Genomic DNA, 21,913 nt, shown 5'->3' with positions numbered 1-21,913 from the left:
AGAGCTTATAAAGTTTAACCATTCTTTATAAGTTCTCTTTTTTTATTTTAATATTAAGGGTTTAACTTTATTGAAATCTCCATCTAAAATTGAATAGTTACTATTAACGTCATCAACTAAATCAGGAGATAAGTTAGAATGAATATATAAGGTGTTTAATTTTACTTCTTTTGCACCTTGTATATCACAAATATAGTCATTTCCAATCATTATACTTTCAATTGGATTTAAATTATATTTTTCAATTAATGAATTATAAAAAAGTTTATCTGGTTTACAAACACAATAATCTGAAGAAAATAATATTTCATCAAAATATTTATCAATATCGAGCAATTTCATTTCATAAAGAGTAAAAACTCTTTGAGCATTAGATAATAGATATATATTTTTATTTTTAGATTTTAGATCTTCTAAAAATTCAATAACACCATTATAAAGAGATAATTTATTTATTGATAGTACCCTAAATATTTGTGCTGTATCTCTAATTGTATCATCACTTGGAAAAATAGCTTTCTTATTAAATAGTTCCTTAAATATTTCTTCTATATTAAAATCAGGAAAATTAGTATTTGTATTTAATTTTAAATTAGAACGTATTAATCGAGAATATTGATAATATAATTCTTTACTAGAATAATTTGCTCCTTTATATGAATAAAATAGAGCTAACTTTTCCCAAAGTAGCTGTGAATCTTCATTTGTATTTATATCAACTAATGTTCCATACAAATCAAATATATAGTTTTTAAACATGTGCAATCCTCCATAATCAAGTTATATATACTCTAATTCCTTTTATAAGGAATAAATCCTCTAATTAATATATAATTATAGAAGATTTGTATTTTTAAACAAAAATACTTTTATTTAATCTATATTTAATACTAATATAATACTAATATTTTTTACCATAATGTGGACTGTAGTATTTATTAGTGATAAACTTAATAAAAAAGGAGGCTATAATATGAAATTAGAAATAAGTAAATATTTGAAAGAAATAAAACCTATTTTAAATAATCTTTTAGAAGAGTTACTAAAAGATTTTAAATATGTATCCATTTTGGCTACAGATTCTTTTGGTAAAAGATTTATTGTATCTAAAAATACAGTAAGTATAAATGATGGGGCATTTATAGAAAGAGGATTTGTTGTAAAAGTTTATAATGGTGTAAATTATTCAGAGTATGCTTTTAATTATATTAATAAAGAAAATTTTAATGGCATAATTGAAGAAATAAAAAACAATTCAAAAAATTCTACTAATAATAATATTAATAGTTATCAGATTATAGATGAAGATGAAATAAAATTCTCTAAAGGAACAGAAATAAAAATTCATCCTAAAGATATTGGTGATAAAAATATATTGGAATCATTATCAAAAATAAAAAATGAAGGATTATCATTAAATAATAATGTAGTAGATTTTCGAGCTTTTTACGAATATATGAACGTTAATAAAATATTTTTATCTTCTAAGAAGGACTTAGAGCAAAGTTTAATGTGGGGAAATGGTATGTGCCTTTGTATAGCTGCTGATGAAAATGGAAATAAAATTGGAACAAGAATTTTTTCAGGTGCTAAGGGTGGAGAATTATTAAATGAAATGAATGGCGTTGCAAATGAACTTGTAGATGAAACAGTCAAACTTCTATCTGCTAAAAAGATTACGCCAGGTGAATATGATGTTATATGTACTCCAGATATCACTGGATTAATAGTTCATGAAGCTTTTGGACATGGGGTAGAAATGGACATGTTTTTAAAAGATAGGGCAAAGTCCAAAGACTTTATGGGAGAGTATGTTGCATCAGATATAGTTACTATGCATGATGGAGCAGCATCTATAGAAGAAACAGGATCTTATTTCTTTGATGATGAAGGGAATATGGCAAGTGACACTATAATAATTAAAAATGGGATATTAAAAACTGGAATAAATGATAGCTTGACAGCTTTAGCGTTAAATGAAAAAACTACTGGTAATGGAAGAAGGCAAAGTTTTGATAGAAAAGCTTATACTAGAATGACAAATACTTATATCGAATATGGTAATAGTACTGTAGAAGAAATGATAAAATCAGTAAAATATGGATTTTTAATAGATTCTGCAGAAAGTGGAATGGAAGATCCTAAAAATTGGGGAATTCAATGTATTGCAAATATAGGAAGGGAAATAAAAGATGGTAAATTAACTGGAAAGATATTTTCACCTATAATAATTACAGGATATGTTCCTGATTTGTTAAAATCTATTTCAATGATATCAAGTGAATTTGGAACTAGTGGTACAGGATATTGTGGAAAAGGTTATAAAGAATTTGTTAAAGTTTCAGCAGGTGGGCCTTATATAAAATGTAAGGCTAGATTGGGATAGAGGTGAATTTTATGATAAATTTAATTAAAGAATTATTAAAGAAACATAATATAGAAGAATATATAGTTTCAGAAACTGAATTCGAAGATGTAGAACTTTACTTTATAAAAGATTCACTTGATATGAAGAGGTCAAAGCATTTATTGAATTATTCAGTTAAAATATTTAATAATTTTGATGAAAATGGAGAAAAATTTAAAGGAGAAACTACATTAACTATATATCCCTCAATGACAAAGGAGGAGATAGATAAAGCTATTGAAGAAGGATATTATATTGCTTCATTAGTTAAGAATAAATATTATGATTTACCTAAGGGGAATAAAAATGAAAAAATTTTAATTGAAAGCAAACTTTCTGAAAGTACTTTGGAAGAAAATGCTATAAAATTAGAAAAAGCACTATTTAAAAATAATAATATAGATAAGGGATTTATTAATTCAGCAGAAATCTTTGTTGAAAAGGTAAGAAAGAAAATTGTAGGATCTAATGGAACTGATATAGAATATACAAAATATAGCACTAATGGAGAATATGTAACTCAATGGATAGATAAAGAAGATGTAGAGTTATATAATAGCTTTAGTTATAATGATTTAGAAGAAGATGAGCTAAGTTTAAAAGTTAAAGAATCAATTATAAATACCGGTTATAGAGAAAAGAGTTTAAATCCACCTAAAACAGATTTCTATAATGTAATTTTATCAGGTGAAGAAGTGAAAACATTATTAAGCTACTACTTGGAAAATTCTGAAGCTTCAATGATTTACCAGGGATATTCAAATTTCAAGATAAATAGTAGTGTTCAAGGAAAAGATGTAAAGGGAGATAAAATAAACATTAAACTAACATCTAGCGTACCATTTAGTAATGAAGGTGTTAAATTGATAGATAGAACTTTAATTGATAATTGTGAATTAAAGAGTATATATGGATCTTCAAGATTTATGAACTACTTAAGATTAGAGCCAATTGGTGAATATGATGGGGCAATAATATCGGAAGGAAACACACCTTTTAATGATATGATAAAAAATGGAGATCTTCACATTATTAAATTTTCAGATTTCCAAATGGATTCTTTAACAGGAGATTTTTTTGGTGAAATTAGACTTGCTTTATTAAAGGATGGAGATAATATAATTCCTTTAACTGGAGGGTCATTATCTGCTAATATAAAAGATGTTCAAGGTGATTTTATTTTATCTAAAGAAGTACAAAATTTAGAATCTTATAAATTACCATTAGCCATAAAGTTAAATGGCGTGGAAGTTTCAGGAAAATAGAGGAAGGGGCTGAATATATAGCCCTTTTTACTTTTATTTAAGAAATATAGAAAAATCTATCAATTTGAATATATAGATTTTTAGTGTATTATATAAATAATGAAACAAATGAATGCAAAGGAGAATTATTATGAAGACTTTAGTAATCAATTGCGGAAGCTCATCTTTAAAGTATCAATTAATCGATATGGAAACAGAAAATTCCTTAGTACAAGGATTAGTAGAAAGAATAGGAATTGAGGGTTCTATATTAACTCAAAAAGTTGAAGGAAAAGATAAATATATTATTAAAGAATCTATGCCAAATCATAAAGCAGCTATTAAATTAGTTTTAGAAGCTTTGGTTAACAAAGATCATGGTGTTATTAAATCAATGGATGAAATTGCTGCTGTTGGACACAGAGTAGTTCATGGAGGAGAAAAGTATTCTCATTCAGTTATAATAGATGATACTGTATTAGACTCAATTAGAGATTGTATATCACTTGCCCCACTTCACAATCCACCAAATATAATTGGTATTGAAGCTTGCATGGAACTTATGCCAAATACACCAATGGTAGCAGTATTTGATACAGCATTCCATCAAACTATGCCAAAGGAAGCTTATATATGTCCACTACCGTATGAACTTTATGAAAAGTATGGTATAAGAAAATATGGATTCCATGGTACATCACATAAATATGTATCTCAAAAAGTTGCAGATGCAATGGGAAAAGATATAAAGGATTTAAAGATTATAACATGTCACTTAGGTAACGGATGTTCATTAGCAGCAGTAAAGGGCGGAAAATCAATAGACACTTCTATGGGCTTTACACCTTTAGCAGGCGTAATGATGGGAACTAGATCAGGAAGTATAGATCCATCAGTTATTAGTTTCCTTTCAGAACAACATGGATATAAAATTAGTGATATAGATGAATTACTAAATAAAAAATCTGGAGTTTTAGGTATTTCAGGAGTATCTTCAGACTTTAGAGATGTTATTGAGGCAGCTAATAAAGGAAATGAAAGAGCAAAGCTTGCACTAGATATATTCCATTATAAAGTTAGAGCTCAAATTGCAGCATACGCAGGAATTATGGGTGGAGTAGATGTTATAGTATTTACTGCTGGTATAGGAGAAAACTCCTCTTTAACTAGAAAAGAATGCTTAAATGGACTTGAATTCTTAGGATTTAAGATAGATGACGAAAAAAATGCTGTAAGAGGTGAAATTCAAGAAATTTCAACTAATGATTCAAGAGTAAAAGTTTATGAAATTCCAACTAATGAAGAGCTTATGATTGCTAGAGATACTGTAAGGTTAATAAATAAGTAATAAATATTTAAATAAAATTAATAAGTATACACTATGGAAGCAGATCTGACTAAGGTCTGCTTTTATATTTTACAATCTGTAGAAATTAGAAAAAATACATTTCAAAGAAAAAATTAATATATGATTATAAGTTATATGTATATAGCAATAAGCTAGGTGATATTGTATTTGTAAAAAAATATGAAAAGAATTTTGCTAAATATTATTGATGAAAATTTAATTTTATAAAATTAAAAACTGTAAAAATTCGATTAATATTAAGAAAGTTAAAGATTTTAATAGATAAATAAAATTTATTAAAATAATTAAGATTTGTAAATAATAATCATTATTAATATAATAAAATTAATTAATAATTAAATAAAGATAGAAGGAGATTGAAAAATGATATCAGTTTGCCCAGTATGTTCAGGAATAGATATAGAAAAATTAGAAGAGAAGTTTGGAAAAGATAATGTAGAAGTAGGATGTATAGGAGAATGTGGCGGAAGAGATGGCCTTATAATAGGATATGCTAATGGAAAATACATTGAAACTGAAACAGAAGAAGAGTTTATTAACGAAATAGAAGAGTAGTAATACAACACCTTAGAGAATAATACTCTAGGGTGTTAAATTTTTTATAATATATTAATAATATGGTAATATATAAGTAAGGAGTGATTATATGAATAATTTAAGTAATAGAACTAAAGGTATACTATTTTTAGTATTTTCAGCCTTTGGCTTTGCGGTAATGTCTGCTTTTGTAAAACTAGCAGGAGATTTACCTTCCTTTCAAAAAACATTTTTTAGAAATTTAGTATCTTGCATAATAGCGCTATTTTTTATTATAAAGAATAAAGAAAGTTTTTTTGGAAAAAAAGAAAATCAAAAGGTCTTATTATTAAGATCGGCATTAGGAACAGTAGGAATAGTTTTAAATTTCTATTCAATTGATAAATTAGTTTTATCAGATGCAAATATGTTAAATAAGTTGAGTCCGTTTTTTGTAATTATTTTTTCAGCATTGTTCTTAAGTGAAAAGATAAATTATAAACAATTTATGGCGATTATTATAGCTTTTATTGGAACATTATTTATAATAAAACCTAGTTTTAATTTAGATATGATTCCAGCTATTATGGGAATATTAGGTGCAGTTTTTGCTGCAGGGGCATATACTTGTCTTAGAGTACTTGGAGGAAGAGAAAAGCATTATACAATAGTATTTTATTTTTCATTATTTTCTTTGATAGTAATTTTCCCATTTATGATGGCAGTATATACTCCTATGACTATTCAGCAACTTTTTTATTTATTAATGGCTGGTGTATTTGCAAGTATAGGCCAATTTGGTATAACTATTGCATACAAATATGCCCCAGCAAAAGAAATTTCTATTTTTGATTATTCCAATATTTTATTTTCAGCTATTATAAGCTTTTTGATTTTTGGGGTATTACCAGATACACTAAGTTTCATTGGATATTTTATTATTTTTGCTGCATCTTATTATATGTATATTTATAATAAAAAGTTAGATAAGGCAGAAGGTAAATAAATTAATTTATAGTTTTAAACAATATTATATAAAAAACATATAATATTATTATATAAGCATTAAGAAAACTGGTGGTGACTAATTGGTAGGTTTTATTATTCTTGGGCATGGTGAATTTGCAACAGGTATGTATAGTGCTTGTAAGTTGGTTGATAAAACTTATTCAAATGTTAAGGCAATTGACTTTCTTGATAGTGATAGTATTTATGAATTAGATAACAAAATTAAATTGGTTTTAGAAGAGTTAAGATGTTATGAAGATATAATAGTATTTTGTGATTTATTTTCCGGAAGTCCCTTCAAATTATCATTAATTAATTCTATATATGATTGTAATAGATTCACTATATTATCTGGAGTGAATTTACCCATAGTTTTGGAAGGAATAATGATAGGACAGTATAATAAATGTAATGCAGTAAAGCTTGTTAAAACATTAAAAAATGAATTTCCAAATACATTGGTTCACATGTTGAATTAAATATAAAGAAAACCTCTCATTACGAGAGGTTTTTTTTAACCTAATATATTTTTTACCATAGGATTAATTTTTGATCTATCAAACTTACCATTTACTTTTGGCATTATTTCCTTCATTATTTTTCCCATATCTTTAGGACCATAATTACCATTTGTAATTATTTCTTTAAGCATAGCTTCAACTTCTTCTTCAGTTAATTGTGCTGGAAGATATGGAGTTAATAAATTAATTGCAAAATTTCCTTCTTCAATCTTGTCATTGTCATTTAATTGAATAGCATATTGAAGAGCTTCTTTAAGTTGTTTAATTTGCTTTTCTATAATTTTTATAACATCTTCATCTGAAATATCTTTTCTTTCATTAACTTCAAAAGCTTTTATTTCTGAATTAACTAGTCTTAAAACATTAACAGTAGCTTTATCTCTAGCTTTCATAGCAGCTATTTCGTTCTTTTTTAGTTCTTCTTTTAACATATCATTTCACCTCACTAGAATACTTATAATAAACAATATTGTTTATCCTTGTTAAAATTATATACTTTAAGGAATATTATTGCAAGAAATCTAAGTATAAGTAAACCTTAATCTATGTATAAATCCTTTCCTATACCTATACACTTAGAATTTGAACCATGACCTAATTCATCTGTTTTAGCAATAGGAATATTAGGATTATCAATTATTTTTATAATTATATCTTCGATTTTAGGTGATGATGGATCTTTTTCTAATTCGGTAAATGTACCTAATAAAATTCCACTTATATTATTAAAAGCTCCAATTTGTTTGTATTGAGTTAGAAAGGTTGATATTTTATTAACATCTCCGCTTAATGCTTCAAGAAAAAGTATTTTATTTTTAAAATCTGGCATGAACTTTGTTCCAGCTAACTTTAAAAAGCATCTAATATTACCTCCGATAACAGTTCCAGACATAGAACTTCCTTGAATCCATTTATAATTAAAGTTAAATAAATCAGGAATTCCTTCTAAAATGCTATTTTTAAAATTATTTATTTGCTTTATAGAATTCTCCTTTATAAGATTTCTTAATTGGTAGTTATAATTAACAGTATTTGATTGTTTTAATAATGCATTTAAAACTACAGTTAAATCGCTATATCCAAAGAAAGGTTTCTGAGATTTTGAAATAATATCATAATCTAAATAATCAAGAATTTCGTTACATAAGTCGCCACCAGATAAATCAAATATAATTTTGATATCTTCATTAATATATAAATTCATAAGCTCTTTTGCTCTAATCTTAGCATCATAAGTAATTCCGAATTTATCTTTAAATAATGATTTAGATTTTATAACATTAATTTGCATAGATGATAATATAGAAATTAATTCGTCTATTTTCTCAATCATATTTATATCTAAACCATTTGAGCATGATATTAGTCCAATTGTATCATTTTTATTTAATAAACTTTTCATAAATCCTCCAGAATATTAATTATTTATTATTTAGTATAAAAAATAAAAGTAAAAAAAGCAATTAATTTACTTATACTATTTATTCATACAAATAATATGTTGGGATTAAAGTAGTTATTTATTTTTATAAAGTAATATAAAACAATGAGATATATAAAATGTATATTAATATAATATTTAATTTTTAAATTTCTATATTATGTATATCAATAAGAGAATAATAAACTTAAATTTAGAATATTTTTATAGTGTATAAGTTTATAAGTGGAGGATATATGAAGTATAGACTTTATGTAAATGGTAAATGTAAAAATACTAGAAATTTTCAAAGTGATATTGGAATTGGTGGTGTAATTTTAAGTGATCATGGAGAAGAAACTTCATTTTCAAGAAATGTAGGAGTAGGAACTTGCTCAGAGGCGCAAATCTATGCTATATTGCAAGGTATAGATGAAATATCAAAGTTTAATAATGCTACCAGTATTATAGTGTATGTTTCAAATTTAATGCTTGTAGAATATCTAAATGGTAGAAAGCTTGATGTGAGTCCTGGAACGGAAATTTTAGTAAATAGATTAAACAATCTGATGAAAAATTTGAAAATTAGTATATATTATGAGTATTTTGAAGTTAATGATTATAATTACGTAAGAACCTTAGCAGAAGACGCTTTAGAGTTATAAGAACGCTTTTGAAAAATTGGGAAAGTATAGTAAAATATATATATATTAAATTATATATTAAATAAGGGGTGAATTTTATGGTAAAGAAATTACAAGTATATAAATGTGGAATTTGTGGATCAATGGTTGAAGTTTTAAATGAAGCAATGGGAACTTTAGTATGTTGCGGCAAACCAATGACATTATTAAATGAAAACACTGTTGATGCTGCTGTAGAAAAGCATATACCTGTAGCTGTAAAAAAAAATGGAGAACTTTTAGTTAAAGTTGGAGAAGTTGAACATCCAATGGTGGACGAGCATTTTATTCAATGGGTAGAAGTTATAACTAAAGATGGAGAAGTTTTAAGAAAAGAATTAAATCCAGGTGAAAAACCACAAGCTACATTTAAAGTAAGTGGTAATGTAGATAGAGTTAGAGAATACTGTAACTTACATGGATTATGGAGTACTAAATAGTAAATAATAAATAGTAAAAATGCTATCTTGGATTTATAAGATAGCATTTTATTTAGTTGTTAATTAAATGCTTATTATTTACATTGGTATGTACAAATGATAGAATTTACAGGTAGTAATAATGAAATGGAGGTAGTACGAATGAAGAAGTATTATAATATGACTACTTTTTTGACATTTGGAGTTTTTAGTATATTAACAACTTTTTATTTTCCTTATTTAAATCAAGAAATTGGTTTATCATTAGGAGAAGTTGGACGAGTGGTATCGATAGGGGCATTATTTACTTTAGTTGCACAACCTATATTATCAAATAGGTTTTCTAAAGTAAAAAATAAAAATAGATTTATATTAATTTATTTAATTAGCGTTTTTATATCTATAGTAGGACTTATGTTTATAAATGAGAACTTATCTATAATATTTGCACCTATATATGGTTCTTTACTTGGATCAGTAGCAGGAATATTTGAAGTATACATTGAAGAATTATCAATAAGAAATGGATATGAATTTTCTGATATAAGAAAATGGGGTTCTATAGGATATGCATGTATAGTGTTTATTGCAGGTATTGTAATAAATAATTTTGGATATAGAATATTACATATTTTAGCACTACTTATGGTTAGTGCAATGATGTTAGTCATACTTCTAAAGTTTAAGGATGATATAGAAATAAACGAAAAACAAAATAACGCAACAATAGCAGATTTATTTAAAGACAAGAATATTATATTTCTTATAATAGTAGTATTTTTAGGCATGGGGAGCTATATGGGCTTAGACTTTGCTTATTCTTCTTACTTAGTAGATATAGTTGGTGATGTTAATAAAGCAAATGAAATATATAGTGCATCAATAAGTTTTAGGGTTGTAATTGAATTCTTTGCATTTATGATAATTGGTAAATATTTAAGTAATGCTAATAGTAAAAAGTGTCTTACTATTGCTTTATCAATAGCTGCAATTAAAGTATTATTATTATCAAGTGGAAGTGTTTTTCTTGTAGTCTTAGGAGATCAACTTCATGGAATAATGTATGGATTATATTTAAGCTTCTTATTTAAATATTTAAGAGAGATATTGGATGAGCATTTAGTTGCTACTTCATTTGCAGTATTGTCTGTATTAAGTACTGGAGGTTCTAATTTTATATATCCTTCTATTTATAGCTTAATTCAAGGAAGGTTTGGATATTCTGGAATGTATATATTAGGATTTATATTACTAATGTTGTCAGTAGTGATTTTCTTTAGCTTTTTACCAAATTCAAAGAAGTCTATAAAGTAAAATATTTATGTTATTATGAAGAGAAAAGTTATTTTTAATAATCAAACTATTGAGTATTTATTAATATTTAAAAAGAAGAAAAATATCTCTATAAAAATAGAAAATAGTGGAGAAATAAAAGTATTTGCACCAAGTGGAATAGATAATAACTATATTGATGACTTAATCATTAAAAAAGGTGATTGGATATTAAAGTCTCTTGATAAGATAAAGAAAAAAGATTATATTGATAATAAAGTTATCTTTCAGGGAAAATATTATAATTTAATAATAAATAAATCTGATGAAAATAATATTTTAAAGGATAATATTAATATAACTATAAATAGTAAAGATTTAAGTAGGGAGTATATTAATGAATTATTAATAAGCTGGTATAAGAAATTATCAATAGATATTGTTGGGAAAAGGGTAATGGATATTTCTAATAATATTTATATAAAACCTAGTAAGATCATTATTAAAAATCAGAAAAGTCTTTGGGGAAGTTGTAATTCGAAAAGAGAAATAAGATTAAATTGGAGACTTGTTCTTATGCCGCAATTTGTTATGGATTATATAATCATTCATGAATTATGCCATATAAAGCAAATGAACCATTCGAAAGAATTTTGGAAATTAGTTGAGTCTTACTATCCTAACTATAAAGAAAGTAAGGATTGGTTAAAGGAAAATGGAGCTATGTTAATGAATTTAACATAGCTCCATTTTTAACTTAAATTGTTTGATTGAAAATTTAACAATTTAAATATGACTAAGTTTTTTATAAAAAATTTGGAATACTAATTATATAAAAATTTTTAGACTTAGGAGAAAATATATGAAAAAGATTATAATTTTATTGCTTTTAGTTATTTCAACATTTTACTCTTGTAGTAACAAAAAAATTTATAATAAAGCTGAATCTAATATCTCTGATAAAAGCGAAGATAAACAAAGAACTGTTAATGATAATGATGATACTGTAATTTTAAAAGCTTCGTTTAAGGAAAAAAGTGTAAATATTGAGGATTTAATAAAAAAAGTAGAAGAAGATTTAAGTTCAGAGGGGGCATTAGCAGTTGCAGTAGATAGAGAAGGAGATTCGATTTATATAATGACTACAAAATCAGAAGCTAATGATATAAGGATTCATAAAATAAATGCATCCAAAGGATTGAATTCTAGTGATTATATAAAGGACCAAAGAGATATTAATTATGAAAAAATATCTGACAGCATAAAAGAAGGGGAGTATTTAATAGTTCCAATTAAAACTGAAAGTGAATTTACTGAAGAGGCAATTTCATGGATTTCTAATGATGGAAAAGTTAAAGTTTATGAAACTAAGGGAGAAAAAAGTTCAGAAATAAACATTTTTAATTGAAATTGGTTTTATATGAAAAATTGAACTTGTTAAAAATTTTAAGAATTAGCTTGAGATTATTTAAATAGCTTTAAAAAGTTACAATAAAAAAAGGTTATTTATTATAATTTACATAGGGCTAGAAATAGTTTTTTTTAGCAATATGTATAAAATGTGAAATTTTTTTTAAAATAATACTAGAAAAAAACTCTTGTAGTATTTATAATTAGCTTATAAAACTTTAGAAAAGTATTAAGGAGATAAACATGAGAGCCGTATATAGAAATCCAAAAGAATTAGCAACTTGCTTAAAAGATTTAGTAGACAATTACTTAGAATATTTATTAAGTTATGATGATTTAGAGAATAAAATCAAGAAAATAGTTGATGCAAATGGAGATAGAGTTTATAAAGATGGTAAGATATCATTAAAGCTATATCCATATTTAGGTGATGAAAGAGTAGAAATTATTGATAAAATAATTAAAGGATAAAAAATTGCCTCCATAGAAATTCTATGGAGGCTTTATTGAATAAATTTTTATAAATTAAAAATAGATAATTTTTTTTCTTCGTATGGTATTTTGTCTAAAGAATGTTTTAAAGTTAAAAATTCTATTTCAGCTCTATCAATCTTACTAGATAAGATTTCTTTTTCTCTAGATGTATTTGCTTTTTGATTTTGATCTAATAATATACTTAATTCTTCAGAAAGCTCAAACATTCTTAATGCTGCTTCATAGCAGTTATTTATTTTCATAAAATCACGCCCCTGTGTAATAATAACAATATTATACAATAAATGTAATAAATGTTCAAATTATCTAAATGTTTTCAATTAAAAATATAAAAATTTAATTATATAAAATTTGGTTTTAGATTATATTATACTAATGTAGAAATAAAGGGAGTAGAAAGATGCTAAATGATGTTATTAAAAAATTTCATAATAATATTCCATATATAAATGGATGGGAAAAAATGAAAAGAGCTTCTGTTGCAATTTTATTTGTAGAAATAGAAGATAAATTAAATATAGTTTTTGAAGTTAGAGCTAAGCATATGAGAAGTCAACCGGGAGATATTTCTTTGCCAGGAGGAAAAATAGACTTAAAAGAAAATGAAAAGGAAGCCGTTATTAGAGAAGTATGTGAGGAATTAGGGCTATCAAATGAAGATTTTGAAATAATAGCTCCACTTAATATACTTGTTACTCACTACAGTTTATTAATACATCCATTTGTAGGATATATTAAAAACTTTGATCATGTAAATATTAATAAAGATGAAGTAGATCATATATTTTTAGTACCATTAGATTATCTATTAAACAATGAACCTAGAATCAAGAATAGTAAAATTATAGTTAATAGATGTGATGATTTTCCTTATGATTTAATAAATGGAGGCAAGAATTATAAGTTTAAAGAAGGAATATATAGATCATTATTTTATGAATATCAAAATTATGTTATTTGGGGCATTACTGCATTAATATTAGAAGACTTCTTGAATGATTTTAATAAATATATAATTAAAGGCTAGGGAATTCCTAGCCTTATATTTAAATACTATGTAGTATAAAATATACTATAAATACAAATGAAATTATATACATTACAATTGAAAGTTGATCTTTTTTCTTTGTTATAAGTTTCATCATTGTATATGAGATAAATCCAAATGCAATACCATCTACTATACTAAATGTAAGTGGTATTAAAACAATAATTAAAAATGATGGAATTGCTTCTGAAATATCATTAAAATCTATATGAACTATTCCTTTAATCATTAAACTCCCTATAATAATTAAAATTGGAGCAATTACTTCATTAGGAATTAAGCTTATAAATGGAATGAATAATAATGAAATCAGAAGTAGTAATCCTGAAATTAATGATGTTAAACCAGTTTTTCCACCGGCTGCTATTCCTGCTGTCCCTTCAACTGTAGAAACAGAAGGACTTGTTCCAAATAAGCCACATGCTATTGTTGATATTGCTATAGCATTTAAAGCCTTATTTTGCTTTTCAGGAGCTTGTAAAAGTCCATTTATTTGTCCATGTAATAAACCTATATTTTCAAAAATTAAAACTAAAGTTAATGAAAAAGTTGAAATCCAAAAAGGAATAGTGAAAAATGCACTTAAATCTATATTAAATAGAATTCCTTTATATTCATTAAAATTAGGTAATGAAAATTTTAATCCTGTAGTATCAACAAGATTTAATAAAATTGCAGCTATTGTACCAACAACTATACTTATTAAAAATCCACCTGGAATATTTTTAGCAAATAATACTACGGTTAATAAAAACATCGCTATAAAAAATATAACTTTTGGATCTGAAAGTGATCCAATTTTAACCATTGTAGATGGATCAGAAATAATTAGACCTCCTTTTTGAAAACCTAAAAATGTAATAAACAATCCTATTCCTATAGTAATTGATTCCTTTAATGAATTAGGTATAGATGTATCTAGTATTTTAGCTAGGGGTGTAGTAGCAACAATTAAAAATAATATACCAGCCATAACAACACTTGCTAATGCTTGATTAAATGATAATCCCATACTTAGTACAATTGTATAAGTAAATAAAGCATTAATTCCCATACCTGGCATAATTATAAGTGGAGTATTACTCATAAAAGATACTAGTAAGCATCCTACAAATGAAGCAAGTACTGTTGCTATTATAAGTGGTTCCTGTGATATACCTCCATCACTTAAAATACTAGCATTAACTACAATAATATATACTGCAGCAAAAAAAGAAGTTAAACCAGCTACTAGCTCGGTTTTGAAATTTGTTTTGTGTTCCTTAAGTTTAAATAATTTGTCCATCCTTTCTGTAAAAACCTCTTTTCTTTATCCCTCACCCGCCCGCACCGATTGATGTCTAAATAATTATATCATTAAATTTAAAAAATTAAAGAGTAGAAATAAATTAAAGTCAAATTATATATATATAATGACAAAAAAATATACTCAAATATATTTTTGTAAAATTACAGCAAAGTTATTCGTAAAAACATAGTATATAGAAGATATTAATAGTGCAAAGGGGGATAACTTTGACCAATAGAATTACTATAAGCTTATGTATGATAGTAAAAGATGAAGAAAAGACATTAGCTAGATGCTTATCTTCAGTAAAAGATATAGTGGATGAAATGATTATCGTAGATACTGGCTCTACGGATAAAACAATAGAAATAGCCAAAAGCTTTAACAGCAAAATATATAATTTTAAATGGGTAGATGATTTTGCAAAAGCAAGAAACTATGCATTTAGTAAAGCTACTAAAGAATATGTTTTTTGGCTTGATGCAGACGATTATTTAGATGAAGATAATATAAAAAAATTCAAAATACTAAAAGAAACTTTAGATAGAAATGTTGATACTGTAGTTATGGAGTATTCTTTAAGTAGAGATTCAAATGGCAATACAACTTATTCCTTGAAGAGAAATAGACTAGTGAAAAGATCTAAAGGTTTTAAATGGATAGGAAGAATACACGAATATTTAGAAGTAGGAGGAATTAGCTTAAATAGTGAAATATCTGTAAATCATGGAAAAGTTAAACCTAGTGGAAATAGAAATTTAACTATATTCAAAAAGATGGAAGAAGAAGGCGAAGAATTTAGTATAAGAGATATGTTTTATTATGCTAATGAACTATATTATAATGGTCTTTATGAAGAAGCTACTAAAAAGTATGAAGAATTTTTAGATACCAATTTAGGTTGGGTGGAAGATATAAAAACTGCTATAGCTAATTTAATTCAATGTTATACTAATACAAATAAGCCAGAAAAGAAGATAGAAATAATTTTAAAGTCTTTTGAATTTGATGTACCTAGAGCAGATATTTGTTGCAGGCTTGCAGAAATATTTTTAAGTAAAAAGCAAATTAAGCAAGCAATTTTTTGGTATAAAGTTGCAATGGGGTGTATTCATGAAAAAGATAACCTTGGAATAGATAATAAAGATTATTATACTTGGATACCAAGTATTCAACTATGTGTTTGTTATTCTATCTTAGGTGATTATGATGCTGCTTATTATTATAATGAATTAACGGCTTTATATGGCGGAAATGTAGAAAAAGTAGACTACAATAGAAAGTTTTTAAAATCTAAGTTTGATGAACTAGGAAAAACTATTCCAGAGCTTGATTATAAATTGATTGATCGAAGGTATAGATTTTTTTAAATAGTATAATACTATGCTGTCGAATTACCGACGGCATATTTTTTTACTTAATTTACATGAATATAATATATATTTAAAGAGTCATACTATTCGTATGAATAAATATATTGACAAATAAATTATAAATATTATAATTTAACTATAATACACCCCTAGAGGGTGGGGGAGGTATATGATGAACGAGGAAAGAAAAAAATCATTACAATCGTTAAAAACTGCTAAAGGACAAATTGAAGGTATAATAAAGATGATTGAAGAGGATAGATATTGTATTGATATTTCCAATCAGATTTTTGCAGCTCAATCTTTATTAAAAAAAGCTAATCTTATAATACTTGAGAATCATTTATCACATTGTGTTAAAGATGCATGTATAAGTGGTAATGGTGATGAAAAAATAGAGGAAATAATGAAAATATTAGATAAAGTTATAACTAGATAAATTATTAAAATGGAGGTTTAAATATGAAAAAGAAAATAAACATTGAAGGTATGAGTTGTGGACATTGCGTTGCACATGTAAAAGAAGCATTAGAAGAAATGAGTGGGGTTGAGGTTTTAGAAGTTAATTTAGAAGGTAAAAATGCTTTAGTTAATACTGAAATTGAAGACAATGCCTTAATAGCAGCAATAGATGAAGCAGGCTATGATGTAATATCAATAGAAAAGTTATAGAAACTAAAAAATGAGCAAGTAATATTTACTGCTCATTTTTTTAGTTTAATTAATATATCATACATATCTTTTATTGTAATATCCAACTTATGTAAGTCTTCATCATCCAAAGTTGATATTTTTGTTAATAAACTATTTTTAATTTCAAGTTCTTTATTTTTTAAAAATAAATGTGCCTTTTCAGTTAACTCTATATTTATTTTTCTTCTGTCATTTGGATCTGTATATCTATAAACAAAACCCTCATTAATTAATTTATCTATTATCGGAGTCATATTTGGTTTAGATATATCTAAACATTTTGCTACATCAGATACTGACATCGATTTCTTTCGTGAAAGATAAAATATTACTTTCATATGAGAGGGAGGAATAGATACTCCTTTAACCATTTCGCTTGGATTGAATAATCTATTATGTATTTGGAATAATAGATTAAGTAAATTATCAGATATATCTTTTAGTTCATTATTATTCATATAGTCCCTCCTAAGTATTTGTAACAAATTAATTATAAACTATTTTTTTTTATTATACAACCATAATTGTTATTGACATATAATAGTTATGAAAATATAATTAATATATATTTATAACAACTTAAAAATGAAAATAGAATTTGAAAGGAGATAAATAAAATGATGAAACTGACAAAGTACTTAAAGCCATTTATCGGTTCTATCATTGCTGTACTAATATTATTATTTGTTCAAGCTGTTAGTGAATTATCATTACCAGATTATATGTCTAACATAGTAAATATTGGTATTCAGCAAGGTGGTATAGAAAATTCGGTACCGACTATAATACGTAAAAGTGAAATGGATAAGCTTTCACTATTTATAGGGGAGGATGATTTTAAATTTATACAAGATAATTATACATTATTAAATAAAGATACTCTTTCAAAGGATGAGTTTGATAAATATTTAAAAAAGTATTCAAAGATAGATGAAGAACCTTTATATGAACTTAATTCAAAAAATAAAGATACTATATCTAGATTGAATAGCATTTTTTCTAAACCAGAACTTATTGTATATGGAATTGAAAATGAAAATTTTGATACTAGCATGTTAGGAAATATGCCAAGTAATATGCCTGTACCAGCTGATACAGATCCATTTTTAATTCTTAAGAACATTCCAAAAGAACAATTAAATAGTTTAATTGATTCAATAAATGAAAAGTTTGAAGAAATGCCAGAGAGTATGATAGAACAAGCATCTGTTTCATATGTTAAAAATGAGTATTCTGAAATAGGAATAAATACAGATAAATTACAAACAAACTTTATTATTATTTCTGGATTAAAAATGCTTGGAATAGCATTAATTAGCATGGCAGCTGCAGTTATTGTAGGGCTTATATCTGCAAGAATAGCAGCAGGATTAAGCAGATCATTAAGAAGTGATGTATTTAAAAAGGTTACAAGTTTTTCAAATACTGAATTTGATAAATTTTCAACTGCTTCTTTAATTACACGTAGTACAAATGATATACAACAAATTCAAATGCTTATGGTTATGCTATTTAGAATAGTTTTCTATGCACCTATACTTGGTATTGGCGGTGTATTAAAGGTATTAAGAACAGATACAAATATGACTTGGATTATAGCTGTAGGTGTAATTCTAATTTCATTACTTGTAAGTATATTATTTGGATTTGCTATGCCTAAGTTTAAAGTAGTTCAAAAGTTAGTTGATAAACTAAACTTAGTTACTAGAGAACATCTAACAGGTATGTTAGTTATTAGAGCATTTAGCACTCAAAAGCATGAAGAAAACAAGTTTGATAATGCTAATAAGGATTTAACTAAGACAAATTTATTTGTTAATAGATTAATGCAAACTATGATGCCAACTATGATGCTTATAATGAATGGATTAACACTTTTAATTGTATGGGTTGGATCTCATCAAGTTGATTTAGGTACAATGCAAGTAGGAGATATGATGGCATTTATGCAATATGCAATGCAAATAATTATGTCATTCTTAATGATTTCAATGGTTTCAATAATGTTACCTCGTGCTTCAGTATCAGCTCAACGTATTAGTGAAGTGCTATACACAGATTTAACTATAAAAGATAAAGAAAATAGTACAAAGTTTTTAGATTCTAAAAAAGGATATGTAGAATATAAGAATGTAAGCTTTAAATACCCTGGTGCAGAAGATTATGTTTTAGAGAATATTAGTTTTACTGCAAAACCTGGTGAAACTACGGCTATTATAGGAAGTACTGGTAGTGGTAAATCTACTTTAATAAATCTAATACCAAGATTTTACGATGTATCTCAAGGTGAAATCACTATTGATGGAGTTGATATAAGAGATGTAAATCAGAAATCATTAAGGGATAAGATTGGATACATCCCACAAAAAGGAGTACTTTTCTCAGGAACTATAGAAAGTAATTTAAAATATGGTTCCCCAAATGCAACTGCTGAAGATTTAGAGAAAGCTGCAGAAATTGCACAAGCATTAGAATTTATTGATAATAAGCCAGATAAATATGATACTGAAATTTCTCAAGGTGGTACAAATGTATCTGGTGGACAAAAGCAAAGATTATCTATAGCAAGAGCTTTAGTTAAGAAGCCAGAAGTATATATATTTGATGATAGTTTTTCTGCTTTAGATTTTAAGACAGATGCTGCACTTAGAAGATCAATTAAGAAAAATATTAAAAATGCAACTATGATAATTGTCGCACAAAGAATAAGTACAATAAAAGATGCAAATCAAATTGTAGTTTTAGATGAAGGAAGAGTTGTAGGAATTGGAACTCACAAAGAGCTTTTAGAAAGCTGCGAAGTTTATAAGCAAATAGCCTTATCACAACTTTCAAAGGAGGAACTTATGTCATGAGTAATAATGTAAGAAATAAAAGACATGGTGGTTTCGGTGGTCCTATGGGTGGAATGCACGGTGGTGGCGGAAAGGCTAAGGATTTTAAAGGAACCGTTAGTAAACTATTAAAATATTTAAAGCCATATAGAATTTCAATTATTATAGTATTAATATTTGCAATAGGTAGCGCTGCCTTTTCAATAATTGGCCCTAAAATATTAGGAAAAGCTACTACTAAATTATTTGAAGGTTTAGTAAGCAAAGTATCAGGAGAAGTAGGAGCTGCGATAGATTTTACTTATATAGGCAATATACTAGTGCTGTTAGCAGTGTTATATGTGGTAAGTGCAGTATTTTCATTTATCCAAGGTTTCGTAATGTCTGGGGTTTCTCAAAAGGTTTCATATAATCTTAGAAAAGAAATATCAGAAAAAATAAATCGCATGCCACTTAAATACTTTGATAAAATGACTCATGGTGAAGTTTTATCAAGAGTTACAAATGATGTCGATACAGTAAGTCATACTTTAAATCAAAGTATGTCACAAATGATAACTTCTATAACAACATTAATAGGTGTACTTATAATGATGTTATCAATAAGTGTAACTATGACTTTAGCAGCAATATTAATAATACCGCTATCAGGTATATTAATAGCTTTAGTAGTTAAAAAATCACAAAAATACTTTAAAGAGCAACAAGCTTTCTTAGGTCATGTTAATGGGCATGTAGAAGAAATATATAGTGGCCATAATATAATGAAAGCTTTTAACGGAGAAAAGGCTGCTGTAGAGGAATTTGATAAATTAAACAATACTTTATATAACTCAGCATGGAAATCTCAATTTTTATCAGGAATGATGATGCCTATAATGACATTTATAGGTAATATAGGCTATGTTATGGTATCTATATTAGGAGGATATCTTGCTATTAAAAAATCAATTGAAGTTGGAGATATTCTTTCTTTTGTTCAATATATAAGAACTTTTACACAACCAATAGCTCAAACGGCTCAAATTGCAAATGTACTTCAATCTACTGCAGCTGCAGCTGAAAGAGTTTTTGAATTCTTAGAAGAAGAAGAAGAAGTTGAAGATATTAATAATCCAGTAGGTATTGATGATATTGAAGGTGAAGTTGTATTTAAAGATGTTCACTTTGGTTATAATGAAGACAAAATAATAATAAATGATTTCTCTAGCAAAATAAAACCAGGACAAAGAGTTGCTATTGTAGGTCCTACTGGTGCAGGAAAAACTACAATTGTAAAATTATTAATGAGATTCTATGAATTAAATAGTGGTGAAATTTTACTTGATAATCATAATATAAATGACTTTAAGAGAAGTGACTTAAGAAAAGTTTTCGGAATGGTACTACAAGATACATGGTTATTTAACGGAAGCATAATGGAAAATATAAGATATGGTAAATTAAATGCAACTGATGAAGAAGTAATACAAGCAGCAAAAGCAGCACATGTTCATCATTTTGTTAAGACATTACCAGATGGATATAATATGGAATTAAATGAAGATGCAAGTAATGTTTCTCAAGGACAAAAACAATTATTAACAATTGCACGTGCAATTTTAGCAGATCCTAAGATATTAATATTAGATGAAGCAACTAGTTCAGTTGACACAAGAACTGAAGTACTTATCCAAAAAGCTATGGATAACTTGATGAAGAATAGAACTAGCTTTATAATTGCCCATAGATTATCTACAATTAAAGATGCAGACTTAATTTTAGTAATGAAAGATGGAGATATTGTAGAGCAAGGTACCCATAATGAACTTTTAAGTAAAAAAGGTTTTTATGCTTCATTATACAATAGCCAATTTGAAACCGCAGAAATATCATAAATTTAAAGAGTATTACTATATTTTAGTGATACTCTT

General features: G+C 26.1%; 24 protein-coding genes. 18 read left to right on the top strand and 6 right to left on the bottom strand.

All coding sequences use genetic code 11. The features are described from left to right. Positions 1–42: 42 nt before the first annotated feature. Positions 43–759 carry an HAD family hydrolase gene (locus tag I2E83_RS00700; RefSeq protein WP_195263056.1) on the bottom strand — a complete coding sequence of 239 codons (717 nt, stop codon included), beginning with the start codon at positions 757–759 and terminating at the stop codon, positions 43–45. 214 nt (positions 760–973) lie between these two features. On the opposite strand from I2E83_RS00700, the gene I2E83_RS00695 reads away from it, so the two are divergent. The 6 genes from I2E83_RS00695 (at position 974) to I2E83_RS00670 (ending at position 7,023) form a co-directional block, all read left to right on the top strand. After that, positions 974–2,386, top strand: coding sequence for a TldD/PmbA family protein (locus I2E83_RS00695; RefSeq protein WP_195263057.1), 1,413 nt, complete (start codon positions 974–976; stop codon positions 2,384–2,386). 11 nt (positions 2,387–2,397) lie between these two features. Further along, positions 2,398–3,672, top strand: a complete 1,275-nt coding sequence (locus I2E83_RS00690) for a metallopeptidase TldD-related protein (protein ID WP_195263058.1) — start codon at positions 2,398–2,400, stop codon at positions 3,670–3,672. Positions 3,673–3,802: 130 nt separating this feature from the next. After that, positions 3,803–4,999, top strand: coding sequence for an acetate kinase (locus I2E83_RS00685; protein ID WP_195428212.1), 1,197 nt, complete (start codon positions 3,803–3,805; stop codon positions 4,997–4,999). A 384-nt stretch (positions 5,000–5,383) separates the two neighbouring features. Continuing rightward, entirely contained in the window at positions 5,384–5,575 is a 192-nt protein-coding gene (locus tag I2E83_RS00680) for a DUF1450 domain-containing protein (protein ID WP_195263060.1), read from the top strand. 91 nt (positions 5,576–5,666) lie between these two features. Next, positions 5,667–6,542, top strand: coding sequence for a DMT family transporter (locus I2E83_RS00675; protein WP_195263061.1), 876 nt, complete (start codon positions 5,667–5,669; stop codon positions 6,540–6,542). Positions 6,543–6,624: 82 nt separating this feature from the next. Further along, positions 6,625–7,023 carry a PTS fructose transporter subunit IIA gene (locus I2E83_RS00670; RefSeq protein WP_195263062.1) on the top strand — a complete coding sequence of 133 codons (399 nt, stop codon included), beginning with the start codon at positions 6,625–6,627 and terminating at the stop codon, positions 7,021–7,023. Positions 7,024–7,058: 35 nt separating this feature from the next. Here I2E83_RS00670 and I2E83_RS00665 read toward each other — a convergent pair whose 3' ends face one another. Both I2E83_RS00665 and I2E83_RS00660 read right to left on the bottom strand, forming a co-directional pair. Further along, entirely contained in the window at positions 7,059–7,496 is a 438-nt protein-coding gene (locus I2E83_RS00665) for a GatB/YqeY domain-containing protein (RefSeq protein WP_195263063.1), read from the bottom strand. A gap of 107 nt (positions 7,497–7,603) precedes the next feature. Then, complete coding sequence (locus I2E83_RS00660) at positions 7,604–8,467, bottom strand: LD-carboxypeptidase (RefSeq protein WP_195428211.1); 864 nt, start codon at positions 8,465–8,467, stop codon at positions 7,604–7,606. A gap of 275 nt (positions 8,468–8,742) precedes the next feature. On the opposite strand from I2E83_RS00660, the gene I2E83_RS00655 reads away from it, so the two are divergent. From I2E83_RS00655 to I2E83_RS00630, 6 genes are all read left to right on the top strand, one after another. Continuing rightward, on the top strand, positions 8,743–9,150 hold the full coding sequence (locus I2E83_RS00655; RefSeq protein WP_195263065.1) for a reverse transcriptase-like protein: 408 nt from the start codon (positions 8,743–8,745) through the stop codon (positions 9,148–9,150). Between the two features lie 77 nt (positions 9,151–9,227). After that, positions 9,228–9,608, top strand: coding sequence for a desulfoferrodoxin (locus I2E83_RS00650; RefSeq protein ID WP_195428210.1), 381 nt, complete (start codon positions 9,228–9,230; stop codon positions 9,606–9,608). Positions 9,609–9,749: 141 nt separating this feature from the next. After that, positions 9,750–10,901 (top strand): MFS transporter, encoded by a 1,152-nt coding sequence (locus I2E83_RS00645; RefSeq protein WP_195263067.1) that lies wholly within the window; start codon positions 9,750–9,752, stop codon positions 10,899–10,901. A 15-nt stretch (positions 10,902–10,916) separates the two neighbouring features. Continuing rightward, entirely contained in the window at positions 10,917–11,603 is a 687-nt protein-coding gene (locus tag I2E83_RS00640) for a SprT family zinc-dependent metalloprotease (protein WP_195428209.1), read from the top strand. A gap of 118 nt (positions 11,604–11,721) precedes the next feature. Next, positions 11,722–12,267 (top strand): hypothetical protein, encoded by a 546-nt coding sequence (locus I2E83_RS00635; RefSeq protein ID WP_195428208.1) that lies wholly within the window; start codon positions 11,722–11,724, stop codon positions 12,265–12,267. Between the two features lie 245 nt (positions 12,268–12,512). Further along, entirely contained in the window at positions 12,513–12,740 is a 228-nt protein-coding gene (locus tag I2E83_RS00630; protein ID WP_195263070.1) for a TIGR04540 family protein, read from the top strand. A gap of 47 nt (positions 12,741–12,787) precedes the next feature. On the opposite strand, the gene I2E83_RS00625 is transcribed toward I2E83_RS00630, so the two are convergent. Next, positions 12,788–13,006, bottom strand: a complete 219-nt coding sequence (locus I2E83_RS00625) for a hypothetical protein (protein ID WP_195263071.1) — start codon at positions 13,004–13,006, stop codon at positions 12,788–12,790. 158 nt (positions 13,007–13,164) lie between these two features. Between I2E83_RS00625 and I2E83_RS00620 the strand changes: the two genes are divergently transcribed. After that, a complete protein-coding gene (locus I2E83_RS00620) occupies positions 13,165–13,791 on the top strand; it encodes a CoA pyrophosphatase (protein ID WP_195428207.1) in 627 nt (208 codons plus the stop codon). A gap of 19 nt (positions 13,792–13,810) precedes the next feature. On the opposite strand, the gene I2E83_RS00615 is transcribed toward I2E83_RS00620, so the two are convergent. Further along, on the bottom strand, positions 13,811–15,097 hold the full coding sequence (locus I2E83_RS00615; RefSeq protein WP_195428206.1) for an NCS2 family permease: 1,287 nt from the start codon (positions 15,095–15,097) through the stop codon (positions 13,811–13,813). A 230-nt stretch (positions 15,098–15,327) separates the two neighbouring features. On the opposite strand from I2E83_RS00615, the gene I2E83_RS00610 reads away from it, so the two are divergent. The 3 genes from I2E83_RS00610 to I2E83_RS00600 all read left to right on the top strand — a co-directional run bounded on the left by I2E83_RS00610 (position 15,328) and on the right by I2E83_RS00600 (position 17,145). Beyond that, positions 15,328–16,470, top strand: a complete 1,143-nt coding sequence (locus I2E83_RS00610) for a glycosyltransferase family 2 protein (protein ID WP_195263074.1) — start codon at positions 15,328–15,330, stop codon at positions 16,468–16,470. Between the two features lie 175 nt (positions 16,471–16,645). Next, positions 16,646–16,912, top strand: coding sequence for a metal-sensing transcriptional repressor (locus I2E83_RS00605; protein WP_195263197.1), 267 nt, complete (start codon positions 16,646–16,648; stop codon positions 16,910–16,912). 23 nt (positions 16,913–16,935) lie between these two features. Beyond that, entirely contained in the window at positions 16,936–17,145 is a 210-nt protein-coding gene (locus I2E83_RS00600) for a heavy-metal-associated domain-containing protein (RefSeq protein WP_195263075.1), read from the top strand. A 32-nt stretch (positions 17,146–17,177) separates the two neighbouring features. Here the strand turns inward: I2E83_RS00600 and I2E83_RS00595 are convergent, their stop codons facing one another. Next, entirely contained in the window at positions 17,178–17,624 is a 447-nt protein-coding gene (locus I2E83_RS00595) for a MarR family transcriptional regulator (RefSeq protein ID WP_195428205.1), read from the bottom strand. Positions 17,625–17,783: 159 nt separating this feature from the next. On the opposite strand from I2E83_RS00595, the gene I2E83_RS00590 reads away from it, so the two are divergent. Both I2E83_RS00590 and I2E83_RS00585 read left to right on the top strand, forming a co-directional pair. Continuing rightward, positions 17,784–20,021 (top strand): ABC transporter ATP-binding protein, encoded by a 2,238-nt coding sequence (locus tag I2E83_RS00590; RefSeq protein ID WP_195263077.1) that lies wholly within the window; start codon positions 17,784–17,786, stop codon positions 20,019–20,021. Then, complete coding sequence (locus tag I2E83_RS00585; protein WP_195263078.1) at positions 20,018–21,877, top strand: ABC transporter ATP-binding protein; 1,860 nt, start codon at positions 20,018–20,020, stop codon at positions 21,875–21,877. The genes I2E83_RS00590 and I2E83_RS00585 overlap by 4 nt, the downstream gene beginning before the upstream one ends. Positions 21,878–21,913 lie beyond the last annotated feature (36 nt).

Origin of the sequence: Clostridium sp. D46t1_190503_E9 (genome assembly GCF_015555225.1) — a bacterium.
Taxonomy (GTDB): Bacteria; Bacillota; Clostridia; order Clostridiales; family Clostridiaceae; genus Clostridium.
This window is presented reverse-complemented; position numbering and strand designations above follow the sequence as displayed.

What these genes read in the sequence shown, in the direction of transcription:
- I2E83_RS00675 (WP_195263061.1), top strand. Translation starts at nt 5,667, where the DNA reads ATGAATAATTTAAGTAATAGAACTAAAGGTATACTATTTTTAGTATTT.
- I2E83_RS00630 (WP_195263070.1), top strand. Translation starts at nt 12,513, where the DNA reads ATGAGAGCCGTATATAGAAATCCAAAAGAATTAGCAACTTGCTTAAAA.
- I2E83_RS00640 (WP_195428209.1), top strand. Translation starts at nt 10,917, where the DNA reads ATGAAGAGAAAAGTTATTTTTAATAATCAAACTATTGAGTATTTATTA.
- I2E83_RS00620 (WP_195428207.1), top strand. Translation starts at nt 13,165, where the DNA reads ATGCTAAATGATGTTATTAAAAAATTTCATAATAATATTCCATATATA.
- I2E83_RS00685 (WP_195428212.1), top strand. Translation starts at nt 3,803, where the DNA reads ATGAAGACTTTAGTAATCAATTGCGGAAGCTCATCTTTAAAGTATCAA.
- I2E83_RS00590 (WP_195263077.1), top strand. Translation starts at nt 17,784, where the DNA reads ATGATGAAACTGACAAAGTACTTAAAGCCATTTATCGGTTCTATCATT.
- I2E83_RS00665 (WP_195263063.1), bottom strand. Translation starts at nt 7,496, where the DNA reads ATGTTAAAAGAAGAACTAAAAAAGAACGAAATAGCTGCTATGAAAGCT.
- I2E83_RS00600 (WP_195263075.1), top strand. Translation starts at nt 16,936, where the DNA reads ATGAAAAAGAAAATAAACATTGAAGGTATGAGTTGTGGACATTGCGTT.
- I2E83_RS00625 (WP_195263071.1), bottom strand. Translation starts at nt 13,006, where the DNA reads ATGAAAATAAATAACTGCTATGAAGCAGCATTAAGAATGTTTGAGCTT.
- I2E83_RS00645 (WP_195263067.1), top strand. Translation starts at nt 9,750, where the DNA reads ATGAAGAAGTATTATAATATGACTACTTTTTTGACATTTGGAGTTTTT.
- I2E83_RS00605 (WP_195263197.1), top strand. Translation starts at nt 16,646, where the DNA reads ATGAACGAGGAAAGAAAAAAATCATTACAATCGTTAAAAACTGCTAAA.
- I2E83_RS00585 (WP_195263078.1), top strand. Translation starts at nt 20,018, where the DNA reads ATGAGTAATAATGTAAGAAATAAAAGACATGGTGGTTTCGGTGGTCCT.
- I2E83_RS00700 (WP_195263056.1), bottom strand. Translation starts at nt 759, where the DNA reads ATGTTTAAAAACTATATATTTGATTTGTATGGAACATTAGTTGATATA.
- I2E83_RS00595 (WP_195428205.1), bottom strand. Translation starts at nt 17,624, where the DNA reads ATGAATAATAATGAACTAAAAGATATATCTGATAATTTACTTAATCTA.
- I2E83_RS00690 (WP_195263058.1), top strand. Translation starts at nt 2,398, where the DNA reads ATGATAAATTTAATTAAAGAATTATTAAAGAAACATAATATAGAAGAA.
- I2E83_RS00615 (WP_195428206.1), bottom strand. Translation starts at nt 15,097, where the DNA reads ATGGACAAATTATTTAAACTTAAGGAACACAAAACAAATTTCAAAACC.
- I2E83_RS00680 (WP_195263060.1), top strand. Translation starts at nt 5,384, where the DNA reads ATGATATCAGTTTGCCCAGTATGTTCAGGAATAGATATAGAAAAATTA.
- I2E83_RS00635 (WP_195428208.1), top strand. Translation starts at nt 11,722, where the DNA reads ATGAAAAAGATTATAATTTTATTGCTTTTAGTTATTTCAACATTTTAC.
- I2E83_RS00650 (WP_195428210.1), top strand. Translation starts at nt 9,228, where the DNA reads ATGGTAAAGAAATTACAAGTATATAAATGTGGAATTTGTGGATCAATG.
- I2E83_RS00695 (WP_195263057.1), top strand. Translation starts at nt 974, where the DNA reads ATGAAATTAGAAATAAGTAAATATTTGAAAGAAATAAAACCTATTTTA.
- I2E83_RS00655 (WP_195263065.1), top strand. Translation starts at nt 8,743, where the DNA reads ATGAAGTATAGACTTTATGTAAATGGTAAATGTAAAAATACTAGAAAT.
- I2E83_RS00660 (WP_195428211.1), bottom strand. Translation starts at nt 8,467, where the DNA reads ATGAAAAGTTTATTAAATAAAAATGATACAATTGGACTAATATCATGC.